The sequence below is a fragment of the Amycolatopsis sp. NPDC028719 genome, from assembly GCF_055565395.1.
The window spans coordinates 1,070,286-1,096,262 of sequence record NZ_JBVHUL010000001.1 but is presented as its reverse complement, the minus strand read 5'-3'; the positions used below and the strand labels follow the sequence as shown (position 1 = coordinate 1,096,262).

Below are 25,977 nucleotides of genomic sequence, written 5' to 3'. Positions count from 1 at the left end.
GCGGGACCACCGTAGCCAGCCCATCGACCCGAAATCAGCCGCCAACCAGGTAAGAACACCGAGGTTCGCGTGCAGTCGCACACGCATACCCACCCCGGCCGGTGCACGCGCCGGGTGCAATTTCATCGGGAAGATTCAATGGCGGGAATACTGGTATAGCCGGTAGCCGAATCAGGTAATCGTGCGCCTATCGGCTGCGGATTTCCAATCGGTAACCGGACGGCCCGTACGACTTCCGCGGTTGTTCAGGACTTGACGAGGTCCACCCAGGTGCGCACCGATTCGGCGTCCACAGAGGACTGCCAACCGCCGGGGCGGACTGCGCTCCCGACATGGAACCCCCGCACGCCACCCGCCCGCAAGAGGTGCACCTGCTGCGCGCGCAGGCCGCCGCCGACCAGCAGCGCCGGCCCGCTGTCGCGCTGCGCGAGCCGCTGCAGCACGGAAAGCCCACTGGCTACCCCGTTCGGGTGCCCGGCGGCGAGCACGGTGTCACACCCCAGCTCGGCCAGCTGGTCGTACGCGCGCAACGGATCCCGCGTGCGGTCGATGGCGCGGTGGAACGTCCACGGGAGGCCGTCGACCTCCTTGATGAGCGCTTCGCAGGCGTCCAGGTCGATCTCGCTGTCGATGTTGAGGAACCCGAAGACGAATTCGCGCGCGCCCGCGTCGATCAGCCGGGCGGTGTCGGCGCGCAGCCCCTCGAGGTCGCCGACGGCGAAGGAGCCGTTGTCCCGCAGCATGACCCGCACCGGGAGGTCGGTCGCCGAAAGCACGTCACGCAGGGTCTCCACCGTCGGCGTCAGGCCGTCCTGCGCCATGTCCGTCACCAGTTCGAGGCGGTCGGCCCCGCCCGCCTGCGCGCCTTCGGCGTCCGCCGCGTCCAGCGCGATCACTTCCAGCAGGGGCGTCTTCGAGCTCATGCCTCATCCGTTCACTGGTTCCGGGTGTCGTCTCCCCTCGCGTGCCGCCCTCGCCGGAAGCCGCCTTGAAGGCTCGTCATCCGCTCGCGTACCGCTTCCGGGGAAAGAGAGAGTATCGGCCGCTGCTCCGGCACCGCTCCCGGGCTCGCCGCCGAATCGGCGGCCTGCAGGAACGGCCAGGTGTCTTCGGCACCGTCCTCCTGCTCCAGCTGCGCCGGTGTCGGCCACGCGTAGTCGGGCTCGATCGCCGCCGGCGGCGCGACGGGCGGGAACTGCGGGTCGGTGTCCTCGTCGTCCGGGTTCGGCGCCGCACTTTCACGTGAAAGTGCGGCCCCCTGGTGGGCACTTTCACGTGAAAGTGCGGGTGGGGGTGGCGGCGGGGCCGCGGCCAGCGCGTGCCGCGGCTCGGGCCGGCCGGGCCGCGGTTCTTCGGCCACCGGACGCGGTTCCGCCGGCGGCCGGGGTGCCTCGGGTGGTGCCGCGGAAGCGTCGAACCAGCGCGACAGGACGTCCCGGTAGGCCGGCATCCGCTCGGTCGGGGCGTCGAGGTCCAGGTGCGAGTCGTCGTCCGCGGTCGGCCACTCCGGGCCGTGGTCGCGGGCCACCACCGGGGCCCGGCGCGGCGGGCCCGCCTCGATCGACGGCGGCGACAGCTCTTCCGGCTCCGGCTCCGGTTCGGGTTCCGGCTGTGTGAGCGGAGCCAGCGGCGCCAGCAGCTCCGGCTCGGGGGCCGCGGCCGGCTCGGCGGGCGGCGGCGGACCCGGCATCGGCGGCAGCTCGACGATCAGCGCGGTCGGCACCAGCACGGTCGCGATCAGCCCGCCGTCGTGACCCGAGCTCAGGCTGACGTCGATGTGGTGGCGCTTGGCCAGCGTCGCGACCACGTACAGGCCCATCCGGCGCGAAACCTCGACGTCGACGTCCGGCGGGTTCGCCAGCCGCAGGTTGGTGCGGTCGATCTCGGCCTGCGGCATGCCCGCACCGTGGTCGATGATCTCGATCTGCCAGTCGCCGTCGTGGGTTTCGGCGCTCGCGACGGTGACCGTCGTCTTGGTGCCGGAGTAGCGCGTCGCGTTCTCCAGCAGCTCCGAGACGACGTGCACGAGGTCGTTGACGGCCTCCCCGCGCACGGCCACCTGCGGCGCCGGGCCGAGCTCGATGCGCTGGTAGTGCTCGACCTCCGAGAGCGCGGCGCCGATGATCTCGTCGGCCGAGACGGCGCCCGCGTCCTCGCGCGCCGAGTCCTGGCCGGACAGGACCAGCAGGTTCTCGCTGTTGCGCCGCATCCGCGTCGCGAGGTGGTCGAGCTCGAAGAGCCCGGCGAGGGTGTCCGGGTCCTGCTCGTCGGCCTCCATCCGGTCGAGCACCGACAGCTGCCGCTCGACGAGGTCCTGGCTGCGCTGCGAGAGGTTGACGAACATCGCGTTGACGTTCTCGCGCAGCATCGCCTGCTCGCCGGCCAGCCGGACGGCTTCGCCGTGCACCGCGTCGAACGCGCGCGCCACCTGTCCGAGCTCTTCGCGCGTGAACACCGGGACCGGCGCGACGGCGAGCCGCTTCCGCAGGTTCTCCGGCGCGGGCTCGGGATCGGTGAGCAGGTTCTGCACGGCCGCGGGCAGCCGGTGCTCGGCGACCTCGAGGGCGGTCCGGCGCAGGATCCGCAAGGGGCGCAACAGGGACCGCGCGATGACGACCGACAGCACCCCCGCGACGAGCAGGACACCGAGCACGACGCCGCCGTCCCAGATCGCGGCCGTGCGCGCCTGCGCCGCCAGGGCGTCCGTGCGTTGCTGCAACTGGACCAGCAGTGCTTGCTGCACCTGATGGGCGAGGTTCACCGTGTGCGTCGCCGAGACGTCCCACTGGTTCGCGTCGAGGCCGTTGAGGTTCTGGCCGTTCTCGGTGCGGGTGAGCGCGGACTCGACCATGTCGTTGCCGATGTCGACGACCAGGCCGATCACCGTGTCGTCGAACATCCGCTGCTGCTCGGGCGTAGCGAAGGTGCGGTAGTCGTTGCGCGCGGCGGCGAGCTCGGCTTCGGCGCCGAGCAGCGCGCGCGTACGGTCGCGGTTGAGGCTGCCCGCCGCGAGCGCCTCGGCCAGCACCGCGCGCTTGACCGACATCTGGTCCTTGATCCGGGCCAGCGCGTTGCCGGCCAGGCGCAGCCGCGCGAGCTCCGGGTCCGAGACGTCGGCGGCGGCCGAGTCGCTGATGTCGAGCAGGCCCGAGATCAGCTCGCTGTAGGAGCGCAGCACGGCGTCGGCGGGGAACGCCGAATGCTCCGCGGAGAAGCGGAGGCCACCGAGGACGCGCAACCTGTCATCGGTCTGTTGCAAGCTTTCCGCCGCTTTGGCGTCGAGCCGGGGTTTACTGTCGGCGAGGGTCCGTTCGAACGTGCCGATCGCCTGGTCGACGCGTTCGCGTTGACCGGCGAGGTCGGCGGTGTCGCCCCGGCGGTCCTGGGCGACGAACCGGACGGTGAGGTCGCGCTCGCGCTGCAGCTCGTGCAGGGCTTCGGCGACCGTGCTGTCGACGCGGCCGCGGGTGGCGAACTCCGCGAGCTGCCGGGCGTCCCGCAGGTCCGAGCTGATGCGCAGGCCGACGAGGGCGATCACCGCGAGCGCGGGGATGAGGAGGACGGCGAAGAGCTTCGTGCCGAGACGCCAGTTCCGGAGCCGCCACCGGCCACCGGCCGGACGTGGATCCGCCGCGTCGCCCTTGGGGGGACGCTGATCGCGACGGGTCACCTGGTTTCCTTTTCCGCCGCGGGCGGGAACCCGCGGATCCGACGACACTCGAACCTACTGAACGGTAGCCCGCTCCATGGAGATCCGAAAGCCGCGCTGGCGCGATACGGCCCTGCCCGCGATCGTATGGGGGGCGGACCATACGATCCAGCACGAGAACCAGATTCTCGCGGTAGGTGAAGGTTCATGATCAGACGCGGACGGATGATTCCGCTGGTGGCGGCGCTTCTGGCGGCCGCCGGGTGCAGCGTGTTCTCTTCCGGCGCGACCTCCGCTCCGCCACCGCTGGAACGCGGCACCCTGCGCGTCGGTGTGGGCAACGCCATCGACACGGCCCCGCTGCGGATCGCCGTCGCGGCCGGGAAGTTCGGCGCCGTGGGGCTGAACGTGCAGCTCGTCGAGCTCGGCGGCGAAGACGGGCTGGCCAAGCTGGCCGCGGGCGACCTCGACGTCACGTTCGCCACCGACATCGCGCTGTTCCGCGCCGCCGCCGGCGGGACGGCCCTGCAGCTGCAGGGCGAGGCCTACACGTCGGGCCCCAACACGATGGCGCTGGTCACCCTGCCCGGCTCGGACTACGTCGTGCCGACGTCGAAGAAGTCGCCCGAGATCGCGGTGAACACCCTCGACGACATCGGCGCGCTGGCCGCCCGCTCGGTGCTCGGGACGGCCGGCGTCGACGTGGCGAAGATCAAGCTCAAGCAGGTGGCGTTCGACGCGATGCCGCAGTCCCTGCAGTCGGGCGACGTCGACGCGGCCTTGATGATCGAGCCGTACATCACCCGCGCCGAGAAGGACCTCGGCGCCCACATCCTCGCCGACGGCGCCCGCGGCGCGACACTCGACTTCCCACTGTCGGCGTACGCGTCGGCCAAGCCGTTCGCCCAGGCCAACCCCCGGACACTGGCGGCGTTCCGCACGGCCTTGGGCGCGGCCCAGCAGAGCGCGACCGACCCGGCCATCATCCGCGACTCGCTGCCGAAGTTCTCGGACATCGACACGACGACGGCGGCGTTGATCTCGCTGGGTTCGTACCCGGCTTCGCTGAACGGGATCCGGTTGCAGCGTGTCGCGGACCTGATGCACAACTCGGGGCAGCTCGCGGACCGCCTCGACGTCCAAAGCCTGCTCCCCGACCAGAACAGTTATTGACTGTCGCCAAAGTCGCACTTGGTCTACTTTTGCACTTAGTCTATCTGAGGGGTGCACGATGACCGACGTCCTGATCGCCGGAGCCGGCCCGACCGGCCTGATGACCGCCGCCGAACTCGCCCTGGCCGGGGTCGACGTGACCGTCCTCGAACGCCGGGACGGCCCAGGCCTCCCCCGGCCCGTCGGCCTCCAGCCCCGCACCGCCGAGCTCCTGGACCTGCGCGGCCTGGACACCGGCCCGGAGCTCGACGGTCCCAGCGGGCACTTCGCCGGCCTGCCCGTCCCGCTCGACCACAGCGTCTGGCACACCCGCCACCCCCGGGTCCTCAACCGCACCCAGGACGACGTCGAGGCGATGCTGACCGAACACGCCGTGAAGCACGGCGCCGTCATCGAGCGCGGCCACGACGTGACCACGATCGACGTCGACGTCGACGGCGTCACCGTCGACGGGCGCCGGGCCCGCTGGCTCGTGGCCTGCGACGGCGCGCACAGCACCGTCCGCCGGCTGCTCGGAGTGCCCTTCCCCGGCCGCACCGAGACCTACGTCGCCACGCTCGCGCACGTCCGGCTCGATGCCGCGTCCGAGCTCGTCCCGGCCCGCGCCGCGCACTTCAGCCAGGTGACGCGGCAGGCGAACGGCTACTGGTCGATGCTCACCCCGCTCGGCGACGGCGCCCACCGGTTCGTCTTCGGCTCCACGACGGCCCAGCCGGGCCGCGACGCGCCGGTGTCGGACAGCGAAGTGACCGAAGCGCTGACAGCCCTGTACGGCGCCGAGACGCGCTTGGGCGAGGTGTACGGCGCTTCGCGCTTCAACGACGCGACGCGGCAGCTGGAGCGCTACCGGCACGGCCGCGTCCTCTTCGCCGGCGATGCCGCGCACATCCACCCGCCGCTCGGCGGCCAGGGGCTCAACCTCGGCGTCCAGGACGCGGTGAACCTCGGCTGGAAGCTGGCCGCCACGGTCCTCGGCACCGCACCGGACGGCCTGCTCGACACCTACCACGACGAACGCCACCCGGCCGCCGCGCGCGTCCTGCGGCACACCGCGGCGCAGCGCGTCTTCACGGCGCCGGACCGCGGCGAGAACGTCGAGGCGCTGCGCGAGATCGTCGTGGACCTGATGCGGACACCGGACGGCAACCGCTACTTCAGCGGGCTGCTGTCCGGGCTCGCGCTGGAGTACCCCGGCGGCGTGCGCCGCGTCCCCGACCTCGACCTGACGACGGCGGACGGCCCGACGCGGCTTTCGGCGCTGCTGCACGACGGCCGCGGGCTGCTCCTCGACCTCGGCGACCACGCGCCACCGGCCGGCTTCCGCGGGCAGGTCGGCGTCGTCCGCGCGGCCACCGCCGACGCCGGCTACCGCGGCCGGCTCCTGCTGATTCGGCCGGACGGCTACGCCGCCGACCCCGCGGACCTGGCCCGGTGGTTCGGCTAGATCTCCTCGCCCGGCGGCGCCAGGCACACCGTGCGCGACGGCGGGCCCGCGTAGGTCAGCACCTTGTCGGCCCCGTCGCAGTCTTCTTCGCGCCCGAAGCCGGTCAGGATGCGCACGCGGTCCTGCACCTCCGGGTCGGTACAGCTCACCTTGGCGATCGCCGTCTTGTCGTCGACGCCGCGCAGGCAGTCGCCGGACCGGACGTTGAGGGCCAGGCACAGCGTCCGTCCGGTGCCCGAGTCGAGCCGGAACCGCACGTAGTCGCCGGGAGCGCACGTGGCGGCCCCGCGATAGGTGTCCTCGACCTTGTACGTCGCGCTGCGCGAGCTGCAGCTGACGCTGTGGTAGGCGATCCCGGCGCCGCTTTCGCTCGTCAAGTACAGGCAGTCGCCGTCGGAGAGCGGGCCGCTGCGGTCGGCCCAGTAGATGGTCAGCGCGCCCAGAGAGCCCAGGCCCAGCGCCAGGAGGACGCACACGGCGAGCGTGATCTTCACCTTCGTCGTGAACCAGTGCGGGATGCCCGGCTGACCGGGCACCGCCGGCATCGGCGCGGACGGCGTCGCGTGGTCCGGCGACCGGAACGGGTTGTCGTCGAACGGTGGTGTGGTCAACGTGCCCTCCAGTGATCCCCTCGGCAAATCGTCCCACCGGCGACCCGCGACGGGGGCGGGCCGGAGCGAGCCACGTATAACAGTAGTTGTGACTGATGGCCCGCTGATCGTCCAGTCCGACAAGACCGTGCTCCTGGAGGTCGACCACCCCCAGGCCGGTGACGCGCGCGTCGCGATCGCCCCCTTCGCCGAGCTCGAACGCGCGCCGGAGCACGTCCACACCTACCGGATCACGCCGCTGGCCTTGTGGAACGCGCGCGCCGCGGGTCACGACGCCGAGCAGGTCGTCGACGCGCTGACGACGTACTCGCGCTTCCCGGTGCCGCAGCCGCTGCTGATCGACGTCGTCGACGTGATGGGCCGGTTCGGCCGGCTGCAGATCGCCAACCACCCGGCGCACGGCCTCGTCATGTCGACCACCGACCGCGCGGTGCTGACCGAGGTTTCGCGGAACAAGAAGATCAGCCCGATGCTCGGCGCCCGGATCGACGAGGACACGGTCATCGTGCACCCGTCGGAGCGCGGGCGGCTGAAGCAGGCGCTGCTGAAGGTCGGCTGGCCGGCCGAGGACCTCGCCGGGTACGTCGACGGCGAAGCGCACCCGATCGCGCTCGACGAGCAGGACTGGCACCTGCGCGACTACCAGCGGATGGCCGCGGAGGCGTTCTGGGCGGGTGGTTCCGGCGTCGTCGTGCTGCCTTGTGGGGCCGGGAAGACGCTGGTCGGCGCGGCGGCGATGGCGCAGGCGCAGGCCACGACGCTGATCCTGGTGACGAACACCGTCGCCGGCCGGCAGTGGAAGCGCGAGCTGATCGCCCGGACGTCGCTGACCGAGGAGGAGATCGGCGAGTACTCCGGGGAGAAGAAGGAGATCCGGCCGGTCACCATCGCGACCTACCAGGTGATCACGCGCAAGACCAAGGGCGAGTACCGGCACCTGGAGCTGTTCGACTCCCGCGACTGGGGCCTGGTCGTCTACGACGAGGTGCACCTGCTGCCGGCGCCGGTGTTCCGGATGACCGCGGACCTGCAGTCCCGGCGGCGGCTCGGCCTGACCGCGACGCTGGTGCGCGAGGACGGCCGCGAAGGTGACGTCTTCTCGCTGATCGGGCCGAAGCGCTACGACGTGCCGTGGCGCGACATCGAGGCGCAGGGCTGGATCGCGCCGGCGGAGTGCACGGAGGTCCGCGTGACGCTGACCGACGCGGAGCGGCTGGAGTACGCCACGGCCGAGGCCGACGAGCGGTACAAGCTGGCGGCGACGGCGCTGACGAAGACCCCGGTGATCAAGTCGATCGTGGCGAAACACGCCGGCGAGCCGACGCTGGTGATCGGCGCGTACCTCGACCAGCTGGAGATGCTCGGCGACGAGCTCGACGCGCCGGTGATCCAGGGCGCGACCCGCAACAAGGAGCGCGAAGAGCTCTTCGACAAGTTCCGCCGCGGCGAGATCAAGACGCTGGTGGTGTCGAAGGTCGCGAACTTCTCGATCGACCTGCCGGAGGCGTCGGTGGCGATCCAGATCTCGGGGACGTTCGGCTCGCGGCAGGAGGAGGCCCAGCGGCTCGGGCGGCTGCTGCGCCCGAAGGGCGACGGGCGGCAGGCGCACTTCTACTCGATCGTCTCGCGCGACACGGTCGACACGGAGTACGCGGCGCACCGGCAGCGGTTCCTCGCGGAGCAGGGGTACGCGTACCACATCGTCGACGCGGACGACCTGCTCCGGCCGCTCTGACGGGGCTTTTCTGTCGGACCCCGTCGCTAGGCTCCGCCGCATGACCTCTGGGGATGCCGGATTCGGCGAAATCGCGAGAGCCATGGCGGAAGCGCTGCGCGCGAACGCCGGTACCGCGCCGTCGGGTGCCACGCTGCAGTTGCGGCACACCGGCGGCGCCGTGTCGTGCTGCGCCTGGAGCGACGCGCGGGAGCACCTGTCCGTGGACTACGTGCCGATCACCGAGCTCCTGTGGGACCGCCCGCCGTCGGCGCTGGAAGTGCGGCTGGACGCGGGCGGCTACACGTTCACCGCGCGCCCGGACGTCGCGACGGTGTCGCCCGGCCGGCTCGTGTTCGACGCGGGGTTCCGCTACCCCGGGCACCCGCGGCCCGGCCTGCCCCGGCCCGCGGGCACCGAGCCGGTCGCGGCGCCGACCGACCCGGCCGTGCTCGCCGAAGTCACCCGCCTGACCGGCGAGTTCGCCGAGCTGTACACCGGGATCATGGGCGACCCGCCGCCGTGGCCACCCGGCCGGACCGAGGCCGGCCTGGCCGCCGCCGAGGCCCGGATCGGCGTGCGGCTGCCGGAGGACCTGCGCGCGCTGTACCTCGTGGCGGACGGCGACCCGCGGGAGAGCGGCCTGCTCGGTCCCTATTCCCACGAGCCCCTCGCCAGGCTCGTCGACCGTTATCAGGACGGCGAACCCGGGTCGTACGGCTGGGAAGACGAGCCGGACGACACCGGCGTGGTGTTCGAGACGGCACCCTTCGGCCACGTGAAACGCATGTCCCGCAACGACTGGTGGGTCACTTTCGGCAGCGACTGCGCGGGGAACTACCTTCTGGCCGACCTCGACCCCGCCGAGCGTGGGCGCCCCGGCCAGGTCCTCGAATACGGCCGGGACATCTACGGCCCCTTGCGGTACGTGTCGGCGTCGATCACCGCCATGCTCACCGAGGTCGTCGAGGCGCTGCGGGCCGGCAAGTACGAAGACGAGGGCGACTACCTGATCCCGGGAACGGGGCTGCGCGACGAACCGGCGCGGTCGTACTCCGAGGTGATCTCGAACGCGGCCGACGTGGACCTGCCCGCACACCTGGCCGGGCTGCCCGGGCGTGAGCTGGTCCAGGAGGTCTACTTCAACGACGCCCGCGACGTCGACCTGGCGGTGTTCGAGCCCCTGGAGTCCCTGCGCTCGCTGAGCGTGAACCGTGCGGGCGCGGTCACCCCGGCGATCGGCGTGCTCGGGGCGCTGGAGTCGTTGCGGATCACCGCGCACCGGATCGAGCCGGCCGCGCTCGTCGGGCACGCGGTGCTGTGGGACCTCGAACTGGAGGACGTCGGCGTCCCGCTCGACCTCACGGTGTTGCGCACGCTGCCACGCCTGACCCGGCTGAGCCTGGCGGGATCGGCGGTGCCGGACTGGGGGCCGGTCTGCGAGCTGCCGGCTCTGCGGGTGCTGAAGCTGGACCCTGGCCAGGTCCGCGACCTTTTCGCCGCGGGCCGCCCGCTGCCGCGGCTGGCGGCGTTGTTCGTCACGGGCAAGACGACGCTGCGGGAGATGAGCGAGCTGCGCACGGCCTTCGGCGACGGCGACCCGGTGGCGGTGACCGAGATCGCCGGCGTACTGACGTGACTCCTTCGGCCTAGCGAATCGTCACAGGAACAACTTCCGCCACAGGCGTCTCGCACCTGCCCCTGACCTGGGGATATGCAGATTCACTCGAACGGATGAGCGGCCAGATCGCTGGAAATTGTCGGACCCTCGAACTACTGTTCGACATGCACCAGCCGAACACAAGTTCGAGGGGACGTCCATGACGATCGCACCGCTCCGCCCCGGTACGCCCGCACCGCCGGTCCAGACCCTGCCACCGGGGTCGTGGCACGGCCGGCTGTGGGTGTCCGACCTGCCGCTGACCCGGCCCGAGCGCTACCTCGGCTGCGTGGCCGAGTTCGAGCGGTCGGGGTTGTGGCCGGTGCTGATCCCCCACGACCAGCGTTTCGCGGCAAACGGCGAGGACTGGATCGACGACCGAGGCCGCCTGGCCCCGGCGGGCCACCGTGTCCCCTCGGCGGACGCGGCGGGAGCCCTGGCCCGCTGGTGGGACGGCTCCTGCTGCGACGGCGCGTGCCTCCGCCCGTTCGGCCAGCGCTTCCCGGGCCTGGCCAAGCGCAGCCCCCGCCGGTCCGACCCGCTGGCGGAGGCGGGCAACACGGGTTCGATCCTGTCGTCCCGCACCCCGCACCGGCTGGGCCTGGTCCAGACCGAGCGCCCGGCCGACATCCCGGCCCTGCTGGGCTGGACGGGCATGATCAAGTGCACGGACCAGGTGGCCGAGCTGTCAGCGGTATTGCGCAGCTGGGAAGACCGCTTCGGTGCAACGCTGGTGGTGCTGGGATTCGACACGCTGGAGCTGTCGGTATCGGCACCACCCCGAAACCAGGCCCGGGCCCTGACGGTGGCGGCAGAGCACCGGGCATTCAGCCTGCCGACGTTCGCAGGGCAGCCGGGGAACCTGCGGGAGTACGCATCGGGGCTGGTGCAGTCGAGGCTGTGGCGGTTCTCCTGGGCGTGAGCGCAGGGCGGGGTGGCGCTTGGAGGGGCCGCGGGGGCGCCGGGCAGGAGCAGAGCGCGGGGCCCCGGAGCCAGGAGCCGGGCCCGGAGGCCGCCGGACAGGAGGAGAGCGCGGGGCCCCGGGGCCCGGGGGCCGGGCCGGGGGGCGGACGGCCCGGGCCGGGGCCCGGGGGCACGGGCACGGGCACGGACACGGGCCGAGGGAAGCCGAAGGCGACCGGGGTCCGACGACCCACAAAAAGAGCTGGGTGGTCATCCCGTCGCCTGAGGCCGTCAAATCACTTTGAGCCAGGCCCGCAACCCACTTACCCAAGGCAAGCCAAGAGCGCAACCTTGCGGGCCTGGCTCAAAGTGATAGGCCTCAGTCAGGCGACGGGATGACCACCCAGCGGCCCCACCGCAAAGGCAAGACAACAGCAAGCCCCAAGGCCATCCCAGAGCCTGCCCGTCCGGCGAGGACAGTCTCGTCAACCACGGCAGCCCTCCCAACCAAAAAGGCCCTCCCAGCCAAAAGGCCCCCCACCAAAAGGCCCCCAACCAAAGGCCCCCATGAGCAAACGCCTGAAAGGCCCCCTAAGACGACCGTCCACAAGATCAGGTCACCCGTCCCACCCCCCAGCCCACCTGTCCAAAAACCGACACGTTTGGCCCCCTAGCCGAACGGGAACCACCCACCGCGGAAAGGCGGTGAGAACGATCGCCGAAATCCGGATCGGCACCTCAGGGTGGCGCTACCCGCCATGGCGCAGAGTCTTCTACCCACCCGGACTCGCGCAGCGGCGCGAGCTCGAGTACCTCTCACGCCGGATGAACGCGGTCGAAATCAACGGCTCCTTCTACTCACTGCAGCGGCCGGAGCGCTACCGTGCCTGGTTCGACGAGACCCCGTCCGGCTTCCTCTTCGCGGTGAAGGGCGGCCGCTTCATCACGCACATGAAGCAGCTCCGCGACGTCGAAACAGCTCTGGCGAACTTCTACGCGTCCGGCGTCCTGGCCCTCGGCGCGAAGCTGGGCCCGTTCCTCTGGCAGCTCCCACCGAGGCTGACGTTCGACCCGGACCGGCTCACGAACTTCTTCAACCTGCTGCCCCGCACCACGACCGACGCGGCCGAGCTCGCGATGAAGCACGACGACAAGCTGAAGGGAACTCCCCACCTCGAAGCCGGGCCGCGAAAGCCGCTCCGGCACGCGCTCGAAGTCCGGCACCCCAGCTTCGCCGAGCCCGCGGCGAAGGAACTACTCCGGAAAAACGGGATCGCCCTCGTCGTCGCCGACACCGCGGGCAAGTGGCCGTTCCTCGAAGACCAGACCGCGGACTTCGCCTACGTCCGCCTCCACGGCGACGAGGAGCTGTACGTCAGCGGCTACTCGGACCGGGCCCTGCGCGAGTGGGCCGACAAGATCCGGACCTGGCACGACGGCGGCAAGCGTGACGTCCACGTCTACTTCGACAACGACGTCAAGGTCGAGGCACCTCGCAACGCCGAGGCCCTCGCCGAGCTGCTCGGTATCTCCCCACCGGACGAGACAGTGCCGACCAAGACAGTGCCGACCAAGACAGTGCCGAACAAGACAGTGAGTGGACAGTGAGCGCCATCGGCTTGAGTGGACACGCGGGCCGGACCGGCTTGCGTGCTGTCGCTGGGGGTCGGCACGCGGGCGGTCCGCCACGCACCCCCCAGCGCGTCAGCTCCCCGCCCCCACCAGCGCCGCCAGCTTCGCGCGCACGTCGTCCGCGTCCGGGTGGCCCAGCTCCGTCAGCAGCCGCACCGACCGGACCCAGCACTCGCGGGCCAGCGCCCGGTCCCCGTACCGCAGGTGGATCGTCCCCAGCTGGGCCAGCACGTCCGCCGCCTCGTACGGCTCGCCCATTTCGAAGAACATCGAGACCGAGTCGCGGATGCACGCGATCCCCTCGGTCACCCGGCCCAGGCCCACCAGCGCCAGCCCGCGCGTGTGCTGGGTGAACCGCGTGTCGACCGGCTCGCCGTCCGGGCCGAGCACCGCCAGCGCCGCGTCGGCCAGCCGCAACGCCTGGTCGTGGTCGCCCATCGACGTGCAGATGTCGCCCAGCGCCCGCAGCACACTCGCCTCGAACGTCCCCAGCCCCAGCTCGCGGACGATCTGCAGTGCCTGCATACCGTGTTCGTACGCCCAGGTGTAGTCGTCGAGGTTGTGCGCCGCCATCGCGAGGTTGTACTGCGCCCGCGCCTCGCCCTCCCGCGCGCCGAGCTCGCGCTGGATCGCCAGCACCTGCTCCAGGAACCGCCGCGACTCGTCGTACTGCCGCGCGACGCCGTTGACCACGCCGAGCCCGCTGAGGATGCCTGCCTCACCCGGGCGATGACCGCTCGCCCGCGCCGCTTCGAGCGCCACCTCGAACACCGAGCGCCACTCGTCGAGCCGCGAGCGCGTCACGAAGTAGCTCTGCAGCAGCCAAGCCAGCTTCCAGCAGACGTCGTCACGCCGGTGCCGCGTAAGGTGGACCGCGGCGATCAGGTTGCCGGCTTCCTCGCCGAACCACGCCGAAGCCTCGTGGTACGACGCGAACGTCAGGCCACCGTCGACGTCGTCGAGGTCCAGCAGCCGGTAGTAGCGCTCCGGCCGCATCCGCCGTGACGCGCTCAGCGCCGACGCCAGGTACCAGTCCAGCAGCCGGTCCAAAGCGGCGTCGCGCTGCGAAGCCGAGTCAACCTGCGAAGCGACTTCGCCGGCGTACGCCCGGATGAGGTCGTGGAACTGGTAGCGGCCCGGCCGCGGCTGGGCGAGCAGGTGCGCGGCGGCCAGGGTTTCCAGCAGGGGCCGCGTCTTCGTGACGTCCAGCCCGGCGACCGCGGCCGCCGCCGGCGCGGTGAAGTCGACGCCGGTGGTCAGCCCGAGCAGCCGCAGCAACCGCGCCGCCGGCGGCTCCAATGCCTGGTACGAATAGGAAAACACCGAGCGGATGTTCGTCCCTTCGCCGTCGGCGAGGTCGAACGAACCGAGCAGGTCGGCCTGGAGCGAGCCGACGAACTCGTCGAGCGCCAGGTCGGGGAACTGCGCCGCCCGCACGGCGAGGATCCGGATCGCCAGCGGCAGCCCGCCGCAGTGGCGCACGAACCGCCCAGCCGCGGCGGGGTCGCGGGCCACCCGGTCGAAGCCGATCGTCGACGCGAGCAGCTCGACGGCGTCCTCTTCGCCGAGTTCCTCCAGCGCGATCCGCCGCGCGCCGTGCGTCGCGACCAGCGCGCGCAGCTGCCAGCGGCTCGTGATCAGGACCAGGCAGCCCGGCCCGGGCAGCAGCGGGCGCACCTGCTCGGTGCGGTTGGCGTTGTCGAGCAGGACCAGCAGCCGGCGCCCCGCGGTGTGCGTCCGCCAGCTCGCCGCGCGGCCGTCGAGGTCGCCCGGGATCGCCTCGCACGGCACGCCGAGCGCGGTGAGCATCGCCTCCAGCGCCGCCGACGGCTCGACCGGCTCGCCGGGCCCGTAACCGCGCAGGTTGAGATAGACCTGCCCGCCGGGGAACCGGTCGGCGATCTCGTGCGCGAAGTGCACGGCCAGGGTCGTCTTGCCGATGCCGCCCATGCCCTCGACGGACGCGATCGGCGTCGAGGTACCGGCGTCGATCGCCTCCGGCAGCAGCGCGTGCAACGCCTTGAGGTCGGTCTCGCGCCCGGAGAAGGCCCGAAGGTCGGCGGGCAGCTGGTGCGGCACCTGCGGCTCGACGCCGAGCCGGTACCGCGCCAGGCGGGACGAATCTTCGTCGTCCGCGCCGGTGAGGATCGCCTGGCGGGTGCGCTGCAGCGACGGCCCCGGGTCGAGCCCGAGCTCCTCGGCCAGCACGTCGCTGATCCGGCGGTGGACGTCGAGGGCTTCGGCTTGGCGCCCCGAGCGGTACAGCGCGACCATCAGCTGCTCGTGCAATCGTTCCCGCAGCGGGTTTTCCCTGGTGAGCCTGGCCAGCTCGGGGATGACGGTGCCGTACTCGCCGACGTCGAGCAGGGCGTCCGCCCACTGCTCGCGGACACGCAGCCGTTCTTCGGCCAGCTGACCGGCCTCGTCGCGGTGCAGCGCGTCCGACTCGACGTTCAGCAGCGCCGGGCCGCGCCACTGGCCGAGCGCTTCGGCGAAGTGCGCGGCCGCCCGGCGGCTTTCGCCGCGGTCCAGCGCGGCCTTGCCCCGGCCGGCGAGGGCGCGAAACCGGGAGAGGTCCAGCAGGTCGTCCTCGACCTCGATCAGGTAGCCGCCGCTCTCGGTGCGGATCGCGACCTGGTCGCCGAGGGCCCGGCGCAGGCGCAGCACGTACGTCTGGAGCGCGCCCTTGGACCGGCGGCGGTCGTCGTCCCAGAGCCAGCGGCCGAGCTCGTCGACCGGCACGACCCGGTTCGCGCGCAGCAAAAGCCCGGCCAGGACGATCAGCGGCCGGCTGCCCCCGAGCGGCACCGGGTGGCCGTCTGCCGTGACCTCGGCCGGACCCAGCACGCGGAAGTCGAGGACCACGGAGTCATTCTGTCCGGAAACGCGCTGTTCGGCACCCGTTCGCCGAAGTACGGGATGGCATGATCGACGGCGATGAAGGTCTACGCGATCCCCCTGCGCAACCGGTTCCGCGGCATCACGGTCCGGGAAGGCGTCCTGCTGCCGGGCCCCGCGGGCTGGGGCGAGTTCTGCCCGTTCGCCGACTATTCGGACGCGGAAAGCGTTCCCTGGCTGCACGCGGCGCTGGAAGCGAGCGAGACGGGCTGGCCGGCTCCGGTCCGCGACCGGGTCGAGGTGAACACGACGGTGCCGGTCGTCGGCCCGGAGAAGGCGTACGAACTGGTCCGCGCGTCCGGCTGCCGGACGGCGAAGGTGAAGGTGGCGGACCCGCGGTCGACGGTGGCGCAGGACTGCGAGCGGGTGGCGGCGGTCCGCGACGCGCTCGGCCCGTCCGGCGCGGTGCGCATCGACGCGAACATGGCCTGGGACGTCGACACGGCGGTCCGCGCGATCACGGACCTCGACCGGGCGGCGGGCGGCTTGGAGTACGCCGAGCAGCCGTGCCCGACGATCGAGGACCTGGCGGCGGTCCGCCGCCGCGTGCCGGTCCGCATCGCGGCCGACGAGTCGATCCGCCGGGCCGAGGACCCGCTGAAGGTGGCGGTCGCGGGGGCGGCGGACATCGCGGTGCTGAAGGTGGCCCCGCTCGGCGGCGTCCGCCGGGCCTTGGAGGTCGCGGAGGCGTGCGGGCTGCCGTGCGTGGTGTCGTCGGCGGTGGAGACGAGCGTCGGCCTGGCGGCGGGGCTGGCGCTGGCGGGCGCGCTGCCCGAGCTGGAATTCGCTTGTGGACTGGGGACGATTTCGTTGCTGGAAGGCGACGTCTGCGCGTCCTCACTGTCCCCTGTGGACGGATACCTGCCGGTGCCGCGCCAGGCACCGGAACCCACGGACGCATACCCGGCCCCGGCCGGCGTGCAAGCGGCGTGGCGGGATCGCCTGGCCCGGGTCCGCGCCCTGTCCTGAGTGATCTCCCCGAGGGCAACATCAGGGTCCGGGTCCGGGCCGTTCCCGATGTGGACCGGGGCCGCCGGAAGCCAACATTGAGCCATGACGAACAGCGTGTACACCCCGGAAACCACCAAGAAGCTCCGCCGCAGCACCAGCGACAAGATGCTCACCGGCGTCTGCGGTGGCTGGGCCACCTACCTCGGCATCGACGCCAGCGTTCTCCGCATCGGCATGGTCGCCGCCGTGTTCCTCTCCGTCGGCATCGCGATCCCGGTCTACGTCGCCGCCGCCATCCTGACTCCGGAAGAGGGCTCCTAACCGGGGCGGGCGCCGGTTCGCAGGGGGAACCGGTGCCCGCGGGGGTGTGTTCCGATGAGCGGCCCGGGCGCCAGGGGACGTCCGGGCCGTTCGGCCGAGCACGGTAGGCCGAGCGGCGCAAAAGGCCCGCGCGAATCCCGTTCGAGGGGTTAGGGTTCGCGCTCGTGGATCAAGGAAGCAGAACGGCCGCGAAGGTCGTCGTCGGGATCCTCGGCGGGTTGTACCTGATCGCCGGGCTGGGGCTGACCGCTTTCTCCGCCCTCGTCGTGCTCGGCTTCGACGACGCCGGCGGCTTCAGCGCCACCAGGACCGTGCTGTACGCCGCCGCCGGGTTCGCGATCTGGGTCCTGCTGACCGGGATCGGCGCCATCGTCGTCGCGCTGGAGGCCGAAGAAGCGAGCACCGCCTGGCTCGGGGGCCTCGGCGTGCTCGCGCTCGGCGTCGTCGTCCTCGGCGCGTACGCCGTGTGGTTCTTCACCAAGCCATAGCCCAAAGAAAAAGCCCGGCCCGCCGAAGCGGACCGGGCTTTCCCTGCGTGGATCAGAAGTCCATGCCACCCATGCCACCGGACGGGTCGGCGGGAGCGGCCGAAGCCTTCTCCGGCTTGTCCGCCACGACGGCCTCGGTGGTCAGGAACAGCGCCGCGATGGACGCGGCGTTCTGCAGCGCGGAGCGGGTGACCTTCGTCGGGTCCGGCACGCCGGCGGCGAGCAGGTCCTCGTAGACACCCGTGGCGGCGTTCAGGCCGTGACCCTGCGGCAGGCCCTTGACCTTCTCCACCACGACGCCGCCCTCGAGGCCGGCGTTGATCGCGATCTGCTTGAGCGGGGCCTCGACGGCCACCTTGACGATGTTGGCACCAGTGGCCTCGTCGCCCTCGAGCTTCAGGCCCGCGAAGGCAGCCTCGGCGGCCTGGATGAGAGCGACGCCACCACCGGCGACGATGCCCTCTTCGACGGCGGCCTTGGCGTTGCGCACCGCGTCCTCGATGCGGTGCTTGCGCTCCTTGAGCTCGACCTCGGTCGCGGCGCCGGCCTTGATGACGGCCACGCCGCCGGCCAGCTTCGCGAGCCGCTCCTGCAGCTTCTCGCGGTCGTAGTCCGAGTCCGAGTTGTCGATCTCGGCGCGGATCTGGTTGACGCGACCCTGGATCTGGTCGGCGTCGCCCGCACCCTCGACGATGGTCGTCTCGTCCTTGGTGATGACGGCCTTGCGGGCCTTGCCCAGCAGGGACAGGTCCGCGTTCTCCAGCTTGAGGCCGACGTCCTCGGAGATGACCTGGCCACCGGTCAGGATCGCGATGTCCTGCAGGATCGCCTTGCGGCGGTCACCGAAGCCCGGCGCCTTGACGGCGACGGACTTGAAGGTGCCGCGCATCTTGTTGACGATGAGGGTGGCCAGGGCCTCGCCCTCGACGTCCTCGGCGATGATCAGCAGCGGCTTGCCGGACTGGATGACCTTCTCCAGCAGCGGCAGGACGTCCTTGACGGTGGAGATCTTGGAGCCGAAGAGCAGGACGTAGGGGTCCTCCAGCTCGGCTTCCTGACGCTCCGGGTCGGTGACGAAGTAACCCGAGATGTAGCCCTTGTCGAAGCGCATGCCCTCGGTGAGCTCGAGCTCGAGGCCGAAGGTGTTGCTCTCCTCGACGGTGACGACGCCTTCCTTGCCGACCTTGTCCAGCGCCTCGGCGATCAGCTCGCCGATGGTGCGGTCAGCGGCCGAGATCGAGGCGGTAGCAGCGATCTGCTCCTTGGTCTCGATCTGGACGGCGGCCTTGTGGAGCTGCTCGGTGATGGCCTCGACGGCCGCCTCGATGCCGCGCTTCAGGCTGATCGGGTCGGCTCCGGCCGCGACGTTGCGCAGGCCTTCCTTGACCAGGGCCTGGGCGAGCACGGTGGCGGTGGTGGTGCCGTCACCCGCGACGTCGTCGGTCTTCTTGGCAACTTCCTTGACGAGCTCGGCCCCGATCTTCTCCCACGGGTCTTCGAGCTCGATCTCCTTGGCGATGGAGACGCCGTCATTGGTGATGGTCGGCGCGCCCCACTTCTTTTCGAGCACGACGTTCCGGCCCCGCGGGCCGAGGGTCACCTTGACGGCTTCGGCGAGGATGTTCAAGCCACGCTCGAGACCGCGGCGGGCGTCCTCGTCGAACGCGATCAGTTTGGCCATTGCGGTGTGGTCCTCCGGTATTGGGCGCCACCGCCGCGCTGTGTTGCTTGCAGCGGCGGCAGCAGGACTCTTTCCTCGGCCAGGCTCGGTGCCCGCGACGGACGACTGGACCCGGGTGGGGGCCAGCCTCACCGTCCCGACCTTCAAGCACGCGGCCGGTGGCCGCGCACTTGGCACTCAACGGCGTCGAGTGCCAAGTCCGTGTTTAGCACTCTGCGGGGGAGAGTGCAAGAAGGCCAGCTCAGCGCGGCACGATCTCGCGACCCTCACGGAGTAGTGAACGAGGCCCGGACTCGGCCAGGCGGGTCAGTTGCCCGGCTTGATGGAGATCGACGTCGGCGGGGCGTTCAGCGAGGACGTCGGGGTGGTCTCCGAGTTTCCCGGGCCGACCGGGATGTTCGGGGCCGTCGTCTGGCCGCCACCCCCGCTGCCGCTGTCGCTGAACAGGAAGATCGCGCCCACGATCAGGCCGGCCACCACGACCAGGCCCAGGGCGAGGAAGATCCACTTCTTTCCACCGCCGCTCGTCGGCTGGTGGAACGCGCCCGCGCCGCCCGCGGGCATCGGGGGGCGCAGCCGCATCGGGTCCTGGCCGTAGCCCTGCGGGGGCATCCCCGGCTGCTGCGGGTAGCCGTACCCCGGGGGCGGCCCCTGTGGCATCCCTTGGGGCGGGCCCTGCTGGGGATAGCCGTAGCCGGGCGGCGGCCCCTGCGGTGGCATGCCCTGCGGCGGCATCCCCTGGGGCGGCCCCTGCGGTCCCGGCTGCTGGCCGTAGCCCGGCTGCTGTCCTCCGTACGGCTGCACGGGGGCCCCCTCTCCCTGCGGTGCGCTGTTCTGGTGCGGCCCCTGTTGTACCTGACCGGAGCGCTGCGGCGCGGGGATTCCACCCGAATTGGAGCCGGCAGGCCCCGGTGGGGTGTCGGACGCCGCCTGGGGGCCGAGCGCGCGGCGGGCGGCCGCGATCAGCTCGACGCAGCTGGGGTAGCGGTCGGCCGGGTTCTTGGCCATGCCGCGGCGGATGACCTCGTCGATCGCCGGCGGCAGCGCGACGGCGCGGGAGATCGCCGGCGGATCACCGTTGAGGTGGCCCTTGATCACCGTCGGCACGTCGCCTTTGAACGGCGGGCTCCCCGTCAAGCACGCGTACAGCACACAGGTCAGCGCGTACTGGTCCGTGCGCCCGTCCAGCGGCTCGCCGCGCAGGTGCTCGGGCGCCGCGTACGTCGGCGAGCCGAGGAAGTCGCCGCCGCGCGTCCGGTGTCCCGTCGCGCCGCGGCGCGTCAGCCCGAAGTCGGCGACGTACACGTGCTCGCGCGAGGTCTCCTTCTTCGTCACGAGCACGTTGGCCGGCTTGACGTCGAGGTGGACCAGACCACGGTTGTGCAGGGTGTCGAGGGCGTCCGCGACCTGGTCGAGCATCGTCAGGGTGCGCGCGGGCGCGATGGGACCGCCCGCGATCAGGTCGGCGAGATCACCGCCGTCGACCATGCGCATGGCGATGTAGAGCATGCCGTCGAGCTCGCCGAAGTCGTACAGCGGCACGACGTTGGCGTGGTCGATCGCGGACGTGTTGCGCGCCTCGTCGACGAACCGTTCGCGGAACTCGGCGTCGGTCCCGAGGTGGTCACCGATGACCTTGAGCGCCACCTTCCGGCCCAGCCGCACGTCGGTGGCCTTGTAGGTCACGCTCATGCCGCCCTTGCCGAGCACGCCGTCGATGCGGTAGTTGCCCAGCCGGCGACCGGTGAGGTCCCCCGACACATCGCCTGTCACGCCCGGCAGCCTAACGTCCCTGGTTCGGAGCCTGCCGGGGGTTCGCCAATCGGGTGATGCGCGTCGTTACGAGACCTTCCGCACCTCGGCAGCCTGGCTCCGCCCGTCACGCCCGGACTGGACCTCGAACTCGACGCGATCGCCTTCGTCCAAAGTGCGGAATCCGTCGGCCTGAATGGCCGAATAGTGGACGAACACGTCCGGCCCCTCGGTGGATTCGATGAACCCGTAGCCCTTTTCCGAGTTGAACCATTTGACGGTGCCGACAGCCACGGCGCCCTCCCTCAGCACAAAGGATCCGCTGGCCCGAGCGGATGCCAGCGGCGGAAGTGCCAATCACGCTACCGGAATTATTCCCCTCGGCAATGGGCAATTCGTCCGAAGATCACACGCGGGAAAGGCGGCTGTTGCGCGCTTGCACGAGCACCGTCCCGGGACCCGCGAAGTCGACCGCGAGCCCTTCACCCGTGCGCAGCGACTGCGGCCCGCCGGGGTCGAGCGCCCGCAACCGGCACTGCACGGTGTCGGGGTAGGCCAGCAGGTAGTCCGGCCGGACGGTGACCAGCTCGCCCTTGCCCAGCTCGAACGCGTCGACCGGGCCGGGCGCGGCCAGCACGAGGGGCCCGGTCCCGCTGTAGTGCTCGAGGAACCCGGAGTCGGCGCCGAAGAGCTGCTGCAGCGGCACCCAGTTCGGGTCGTGCCGGACCGACGACGGCCGCACCAGCACGGCCTCGCGGTGCACCGACCAGCCGGTGCCGCCGCCCAGGTCGAGCGGGTAGACGTCGCCGGGGCGCAGCGGCGCGAAGTCGATCCAGCCGCCGTCCGAAGGCGCGGTGTAGACGACCGCCGTGGACTTGCCCGCGCGGACGCCGCCGCGGCCCGCCGGCGCCTCGGTGACGCCGAAGCGGCTGGCGAGCAGCGTCTCCGGCGCGGCCTGCACGGACTCGCCCGGGTCGAGCAGGACGCGGGCGACGCCGAAACCGGGCGTGTGCCGGGTCTGGACGCGCATCAGCGGGACGGGACGTGCGAGACGATCCAGCTGACCAGCGCGGACGGGTTGCGCGTCTGCGTCATGATCTGACCGGGACCGACGAAGTCGAACACGAGACCCTCGCCGCTCTTCATGGACTGGATGATGCCCGTCGCGACCTTCCGGATCTGGTACTGCACGGTGTCGGCGTACGCGACGACGTGCCCGGTGTCGACGGTGACCATCTCGCCCTGCTGCAGGGTGATGGTCTCGACCGCGCCGTAGCAGGCGACGAGCAGCTGGCCCTGGCCGGTGGCGTGCGTCAGGAACCCGCCTTCGCCGCCCATCAGGTTCTTCATCCCGCCCCACTTGGTCTCGGTCTGCACGCCGTGCGACGACGCGAGCCAGCAGCCGCGGGTGACGGCCCAGCCGGTGCGGCCGTCGAGGGGGATCACCTGGATGTCGCCGGGCAGGTTGGCCGCGACGTCGACCCAGCCGCCGTTCTGCGGCGCGGTGAAGGTGGAGATGAAGAAGGACTCGCCGGAGAGGAACGCGCGGCCCAGGCCCTTCATGATCCCGCCCTGCGACTGGGACTGGACCTGCACGCCGTAACTGGTGGCCATCATGGCGCCGGACTCGACCTGGCACGGCTCGCCGGGCGCCAGCATCAGCCGGGCGACGGCGAACGAGGGCTGTTGACGGACTCCGACCTGCATGCGTGCTCCCCTGTGGCGTGCTCTCGAACGACGCAGAGTCTTGCACGCCCCTCCTGGGGGTGGAGGATGGTCCGGTGATCTCCGTCGACGACTACCGCGACCGCGTTGCCGCGCTCCTGGGCACCTCCCCCGCGACCGCCCTGCCCCTCGCCGCCGCGGCCGGCCTCGTGCTGGCCGAGGACGTGCGGGCCGGCGTTTCCCTCCCGCCCTTCGACAACTCGGCGATGGACGGCTACGCGGTCCGCGCCGCCGACGTCTCGCGAGTGCCGGTGACCTTGCCGGTCGCCGACGACATCCCGGCCGGCCGCGTCGACGTCGGGACGCTGGAGCCGGGCACGGCGCACCGGATCATGACCGGCGCTCCGCTGCCGCCCGGCGCGGACGCCGTCGTGATGGTCGAGGACACCGACGGCGGCACCGAGACCGTGACGATCTCCGCCGCGGCCAAGGAGGGCGCGCACATCCGGCACTCCGGCGAAGACGTCCTCGAAGGCACCGTCGCGCTGCACGCCGGGACGGTGCTGGGCCACTCCCAGCTGGGCCTGGCCGCCGCGGTCGGGCTCGCCGAGGTCCTCGTGCACCGGCCGCTGCGGGTGGTGGTCGCCTCGACCGGCACCGAGCTGATCGACGCGCCGGCGCCGCTGCGGCACGGCCAGATCTACGAGTCCAACAGCGTGATGCTCGCCGCCGCGGTCCGCGACCTCGGCTGCGAGGTCGAGGTGGTCCGCAGCGTCGTCGACGACGTCGAGGAGTTCCGCAAGGTCATCGAGCCGAAGCTGGCCGGTGCCGACCTGCTGGTCACCTCCGGCGGGGTCAGCGCGGGCGCGTACGAAGTGGTGAAGGACGCGCTGACCGGGCAGGGCGTCGAGTTCGCGAAGGTCGCGATGCAGCCGGGCGGGCCGCAGGGCTGCGGCCGCTGGCAGGGCGTGCCGGTGGTGACGCTGCCCGGCAACCCCGTGAGCGTCCTCGTGTCGTTCGAGGCGTTCCTGCGCCCGGCGCTGCTGGCGGCGATGGGCCACACCGACGTCTCGCGCCGGCGGGTGCGGGCCCGGCTGACCGAGGCGATGTCCTCCCCGGGCGGGCGCCGCCAGTACCGCCGGGGCGTGTTCACGCCGTCCGACCGGGAGGTCACCGGGATCGTCGGACCGCGCGGCGGGCCGGGCTCGCACCTGCTGGCCGCGTTCACGCAGGCCAACTGCCTGATCGTGCTGCCGGAGGACGTCACGTCGGCAGCGGTTGGCGACGAGGTGGACGTCCTGCTGCTCTGACCGGGAAGTCGCGCAGCTTCCGGTACGGCGCGAGCAGTGGGAGCGCCGCGATCAGCAGCACAGCGGCGACCCAGAGCGTCTCGCGGACGCCGATCGCCTCGCCCAGCGCGCCGCCGAGCACCCCGGCCAGCGGGATCGTGCCGTAGGCGACGAGGGAGGCGCTCGAGGTGATCCGCCCGAACAGCTCGGGTGGGCAGTAGCGCTGCCGGAACGTCGCGGTCAGCACGTTCGAAGCGACGACACCCGCGCAGACGCCGAAGTCGGCGAGCACGAACAGCACCAGGCCGCCACCCGGGCCGGCGAGCGGGCCGAGCAGCATCATCGGGGCCGCGAAGGCCTCGCAGAGCAGGAACGCCCGCGCGGCGCCGAAGCGCGCGCCGAGCCGGCCGGCCAGCGCCGCGCCGACCACCCCGCCCACCGCGGCCAGCGCCAGGACCAGGCCGACGAGGCCGGGCCCGGCGCCGAGCGTGCGGGACAGGAAGACGATCTGGATCGAGGTGTACCCGGTCAGCGCGAGGTTCGAGGCGGCGGCGAACGCCATCATCGACCGCAGGTAGCGGTCCCCGGCGACGAACCGCAGCCCTTCGGCGATCTGGCTGCGCAACGGCGTGCGCGCGGGCGGGACGACGGCCTCGCGCACCCGGATCGCTCCGACGCACAGCACGGAGATCCCGAAGCTGACCGCGTCCGCGAGGATTCCGCTGACCGGGCCGAACGCCTGCGCCAGCAGCCCGGCCAGGCCCGGCCCGGCGACCTGCGTCGCGGACTCGCTGCCCTGGATCTTGGCGTTGGCGCCCAGGAGTTCGTCCTGGCCCACCAGCGCGGGGAGGTACGCGCGGTAGGCGAGACTGAAGAAGACCTTGGCGGTGCCGCCGAGCAGGGCCGCGCCCAGCAGGTACGGCATGGTCAGCGCGCCGAAGGCCGCCGCCACCGGGACGCTGCCGAACACCGCCATCGACACCGTGTTGCAGACCAGCATCACCGGCCGCTTCGGCAGCCGGTCGACCCACGCGCCGGCGGGCAGCCCGACCACCAGCCACGGCAGCCACGCGACCGCGGTCAGCACACCGACCTCGAAGGTGCTTGCCTGCAGCGTGAGTACCGCGACCAGCGGCAACGCCGTGCTCGCGACCATGCTGCCGAGCATGCTCGTGGTCTCGCCGGCCCAGAGCAGCCGGAAGTCCCTGTTCCCCCAGAGCCCCTTCACGGCTTGCCCAGCGAAGCCCGCGCGGCGAAGAAGACCGGACGGCGTTCGACCCCGTCGCCGGGTTCGGTGCGGTTCTCGAACTCGGCCAGCAGCAGGAGGACCCGCTCGTTCAGCTCTTCGAGCTCGGCGGCGGACAGGCGCATCCAGGTGTCCGTGCTGAACGCCACGCCACGCCACTCCGGCGGGTAGGTGTCACGGGTCGCGATCCACTCGCGCGCGACCGCCATCTGGTGGTCGAGGGTCAGCACCTCGGCGGCCTCGGCGATCGGGTCGTCGGGGAAGTCCGCGGATGCCCACCGGAGGGTCTTCGCGGACCGCTTCCACCAGCGTTCTCGCTGGTCACGAGCCAGTTCGGGGGCCTCCTCGACCAGCTTGGCCGCGGCCAGCACCTTCATGTGGTGGCTGATGTTGCCGACCGCCTGGTCGGTCTTGCCCGCCAGGATCGACGCCGTGGCCGGGCCGTCCAGGTGGAGCAGCTCCATCAACCGCCGCCGCAGCGGGTGCGACACCGCCGCCAGCACCTTGGAATCCCGGATGTCCCGGACCTCGTCGCTCATGACGCACAAGAGTAGTTGTACAAGACTTCTTGTGCAATGGCTCTTGTACGTCTTCTCGCGTAAGCTCCCGCCATGGGTTTCGTCGCATGGGTGATCTTCGGCGCGATCGTCGGCTGGGCCGCGAACCTCGTCGTCGGCGGCCGCGACCGGCGCCGGCAGGGTTGCCTGGTCAGCGTGGTCGTGGGCGTGATCGGCGCGGCGCTCGGCGGGCTGGTCTACCGGCTCGCGACCGGCCAGGCGAAGACGTTCGACTTCGACTTCCCCAGCTTCGGCGTGGCCGTCCTCGGCGCCGTCGTGCTGCTGGCGATCCTGCGGCTCGTGAGCGGTCTCGGCCGTCGACCGGGCGACCGTTCGTAACTTT

General features: G+C 71.7%; 22 protein-coding genes. 11 read left to right on the top strand and 11 right to left on the bottom strand.

Annotated features, from left to right (window positions below):
* Nucleotides 1-245 precede the first annotated feature (245 nt).
* Both ACZ4TR_RS05425 and ACZ4TR_RS05420 read right to left on the bottom strand, forming a co-directional pair.
* A complete protein-coding gene (locus tag ACZ4TR_RS05425; protein WP_364527785.1) occupies nt 246-923 on the bottom strand; it encodes a copper homeostasis protein CutC in 678 nt (225 codons plus the stop codon).
* 11 nt (nt 924-934) lie between these two features.
* Nucleotides 935-3,670 (bottom strand): sensor histidine kinase, encoded by a 2,736-nt coding sequence (locus ACZ4TR_RS05420; protein WP_465285858.1) that lies wholly within the window; start codon nt 3,668-3,670, stop codon nt 935-937.
* 186 nt (nt 3,671-3,856) lie between these two features.
* Here ACZ4TR_RS05420 and ACZ4TR_RS05415 point away from each other — a divergent pair, with 186 nt between their 5' ends.
* Nucleotides 3,857-4,822: an ABC transporter substrate-binding protein gene (locus ACZ4TR_RS05415; RefSeq protein ID WP_465285857.1), complete on the top strand. Its 966-nt coding sequence runs from the start codon at nt 3,857-3,859 to the stop codon at nt 4,820-4,822.
* 58 nt (nt 4,823-4,880) lie between these two features.
* Complete coding sequence (locus ACZ4TR_RS05410; protein ID WP_465285856.1) at nt 4,881-6,266, top strand: FAD-dependent oxidoreductase; 1,386 nt, start codon at nt 4,881-4,883, stop codon at nt 6,264-6,266.
* Here ACZ4TR_RS05410 and ACZ4TR_RS05405 read toward each other — a convergent pair.
* Nucleotides 6,263-6,877, bottom strand: a complete 615-nt coding sequence (locus tag ACZ4TR_RS05405) for an LppU/SCO3897 family protein (RefSeq protein ID WP_465285854.1) — start codon at nt 6,875-6,877, stop codon at nt 6,263-6,265. The genes ACZ4TR_RS05410 and ACZ4TR_RS05405 overlap by 4 nt on opposite strands.
* A gap of 88 nt (nt 6,878-6,965) precedes the next feature.
* Here ACZ4TR_RS05405 and ACZ4TR_RS05400 point away from each other — a divergent pair, with 88 nt between their 5' ends.
* The 4 genes from ACZ4TR_RS05400 (at nt 6,966) to ACZ4TR_RS05385 (ending at nt 12,762) form a co-directional block, all read left to right on the top strand.
* Complete coding sequence (locus ACZ4TR_RS05400) at nt 6,966-8,612, top strand: DNA repair helicase XPB (RefSeq protein WP_465285853.1); 1,647 nt, start codon at nt 6,966-6,968, stop codon at nt 8,610-8,612.
* Between the two features lie 40 nt (nt 8,613-8,652).
* Nucleotides 8,653-10,230: an SMI1/KNR4 family protein gene (locus ACZ4TR_RS05395; protein ID WP_465285852.1), complete on the top strand. Its 1,578-nt coding sequence runs from the start codon at nt 8,653-8,655 to the stop codon at nt 10,228-10,230.
* Between the two features lie 181 nt (nt 10,231-10,411).
* Nucleotides 10,412-11,173: a DUF4253 domain-containing protein gene (locus ACZ4TR_RS05390; RefSeq protein WP_364527767.1), complete on the top strand. Its 762-nt coding sequence runs from the start codon at nt 10,412-10,414 to the stop codon at nt 11,171-11,173.
* Between the two features lie 686 nt (nt 11,174-11,859).
* Nucleotides 11,860-12,762, top strand: coding sequence for a DUF72 domain-containing protein (locus tag ACZ4TR_RS05385; protein WP_465285850.1), 903 nt, complete (start codon nt 11,860-11,862; stop codon nt 12,760-12,762).
* 96 nt (nt 12,763-12,858) lie between these two features.
* Here ACZ4TR_RS05385 and ACZ4TR_RS05380 read toward each other — a convergent pair whose 3' ends face one another.
* The gene (locus ACZ4TR_RS05380) at nt 12,859-15,651 is read right to left on the bottom strand and encodes an AfsR/SARP family transcriptional regulator (protein WP_465285849.1); all 2,793 of its coding nucleotides are present in this window, start codon (nt 15,649-15,651) and stop codon (nt 12,859-12,861) included.
* Between the two features lie 72 nt (nt 15,652-15,723).
* Here ACZ4TR_RS05380 and ACZ4TR_RS05375 point away from each other — a divergent pair, with 72 nt between their 5' ends.
* The 3 genes from ACZ4TR_RS05375 to ACZ4TR_RS05365 all read left to right on the top strand — a co-directional run bounded on the left by ACZ4TR_RS05375 (nt 15,724) and on the right by ACZ4TR_RS05365 (nt 17,444).
* Complete coding sequence (locus tag ACZ4TR_RS05375; RefSeq protein ID WP_465285848.1) at nt 15,724-16,653, top strand: o-succinylbenzoate synthase; 930 nt, start codon at nt 15,724-15,726, stop codon at nt 16,651-16,653.
* 84 nt (nt 16,654-16,737) lie between these two features.
* Nucleotides 16,738-16,956 (top strand): PspC domain-containing protein, encoded by a 219-nt coding sequence (locus ACZ4TR_RS05370; protein ID WP_364527755.1) that lies wholly within the window; start codon nt 16,738-16,740, stop codon nt 16,954-16,956.
* A gap of 164 nt (nt 16,957-17,120) precedes the next feature.
* The gene (locus ACZ4TR_RS05365; RefSeq protein ID WP_465285847.1) at nt 17,121-17,444 is read left to right on the top strand and encodes a hypothetical protein; all 324 of its coding nucleotides are present in this window, start codon (nt 17,121-17,123) and stop codon (nt 17,442-17,444) included.
* 52 nt (nt 17,445-17,496) lie between these two features.
* On the opposite strand, the gene groL is transcribed toward ACZ4TR_RS05365, so the two are convergent.
* The 5 genes from groL to ACZ4TR_RS05340 form a co-directional block, all read right to left on the bottom strand.
* Nucleotides 17,497-19,125, bottom strand: a complete 1,629-nt coding sequence (gene groL, locus ACZ4TR_RS05360) for a chaperonin GroEL (protein WP_364527750.1) — start codon at nt 19,123-19,125, stop codon at nt 17,497-17,499.
* A gap of 306 nt (nt 19,126-19,431) precedes the next feature.
* A complete protein-coding gene (locus ACZ4TR_RS05355) occupies nt 19,432-20,898 on the bottom strand; it encodes a serine/threonine-protein kinase (RefSeq protein ID WP_465285846.1) in 1,467 nt (488 codons plus the stop codon).
* 66 nt (nt 20,899-20,964) lie between these two features.
* On the bottom strand, nt 20,965-21,171 hold the full coding sequence (locus ACZ4TR_RS05350; RefSeq protein ID WP_284749612.1) for a cold-shock protein: 207 nt from the start codon (nt 21,169-21,171) through the stop codon (nt 20,965-20,967).
* Between the two features lie 112 nt (nt 21,172-21,283).
* Nucleotides 21,284-21,907 carry an AIM24 family protein gene (locus ACZ4TR_RS05345; protein ID WP_364528617.1) on the bottom strand — a complete coding sequence of 208 codons (624 nt, stop codon included), beginning with the start codon at nt 21,905-21,907 and terminating at the stop codon, nt 21,284-21,286.
* Entirely contained in the window at nt 21,907-22,584 is a 678-nt protein-coding gene (locus ACZ4TR_RS05340) for a TIGR00266 family protein (protein WP_360683371.1), read from the bottom strand. Before ACZ4TR_RS05340 ends, ACZ4TR_RS05345 begins: the two co-directional genes overlap by 1 nt.
* Nucleotides 22,585-22,658: 74 nt before the next feature.
* Between ACZ4TR_RS05340 and moeA the strand changes: the two genes are divergently transcribed.
* The gene (gene moeA, locus ACZ4TR_RS05335; protein ID WP_465285845.1) at nt 22,659-23,852 is read left to right on the top strand and encodes a molybdopterin molybdotransferase MoeA; all 1,194 of its coding nucleotides are present in this window, start codon (nt 22,659-22,661) and stop codon (nt 23,850-23,852) included.
* Here the strand turns inward: moeA and ACZ4TR_RS05330 are convergent.
* Together ACZ4TR_RS05330 and ACZ4TR_RS05325 are read right to left on the bottom strand one after the other, a co-directional pair.
* Nucleotides 23,806-25,059 carry an MFS transporter gene (locus ACZ4TR_RS05330; RefSeq protein ID WP_465285844.1) on the bottom strand — a complete coding sequence of 418 codons (1,254 nt, stop codon included), beginning with the start codon at nt 25,057-25,059 and terminating at the stop codon, nt 23,806-23,808. The genes moeA and ACZ4TR_RS05330 overlap by 47 nt on opposite strands.
* Nucleotides 25,056-25,616 carry an ArsR/SmtB family transcription factor gene (locus ACZ4TR_RS05325; RefSeq protein WP_465285843.1) on the bottom strand — a complete coding sequence of 187 codons (561 nt, stop codon included), beginning with the start codon at nt 25,614-25,616 and terminating at the stop codon, nt 25,056-25,058. The genes ACZ4TR_RS05330 and ACZ4TR_RS05325 overlap by 4 nt, the downstream gene beginning before the upstream one ends.
* A 72-nt stretch (nt 25,617-25,688) precedes the next feature.
* Here ACZ4TR_RS05325 and ACZ4TR_RS05320 point away from each other — a divergent pair, with 72 nt between their 5' ends.
* Entirely contained in the window at nt 25,689-25,973 is a 285-nt protein-coding gene (locus ACZ4TR_RS05320) for a GlsB/YeaQ/YmgE family stress response membrane protein (RefSeq protein ID WP_364528629.1), read from the top strand.
* The last annotated feature ends 4 nt before the right edge of the window (nt 25,974-25,977 follow it).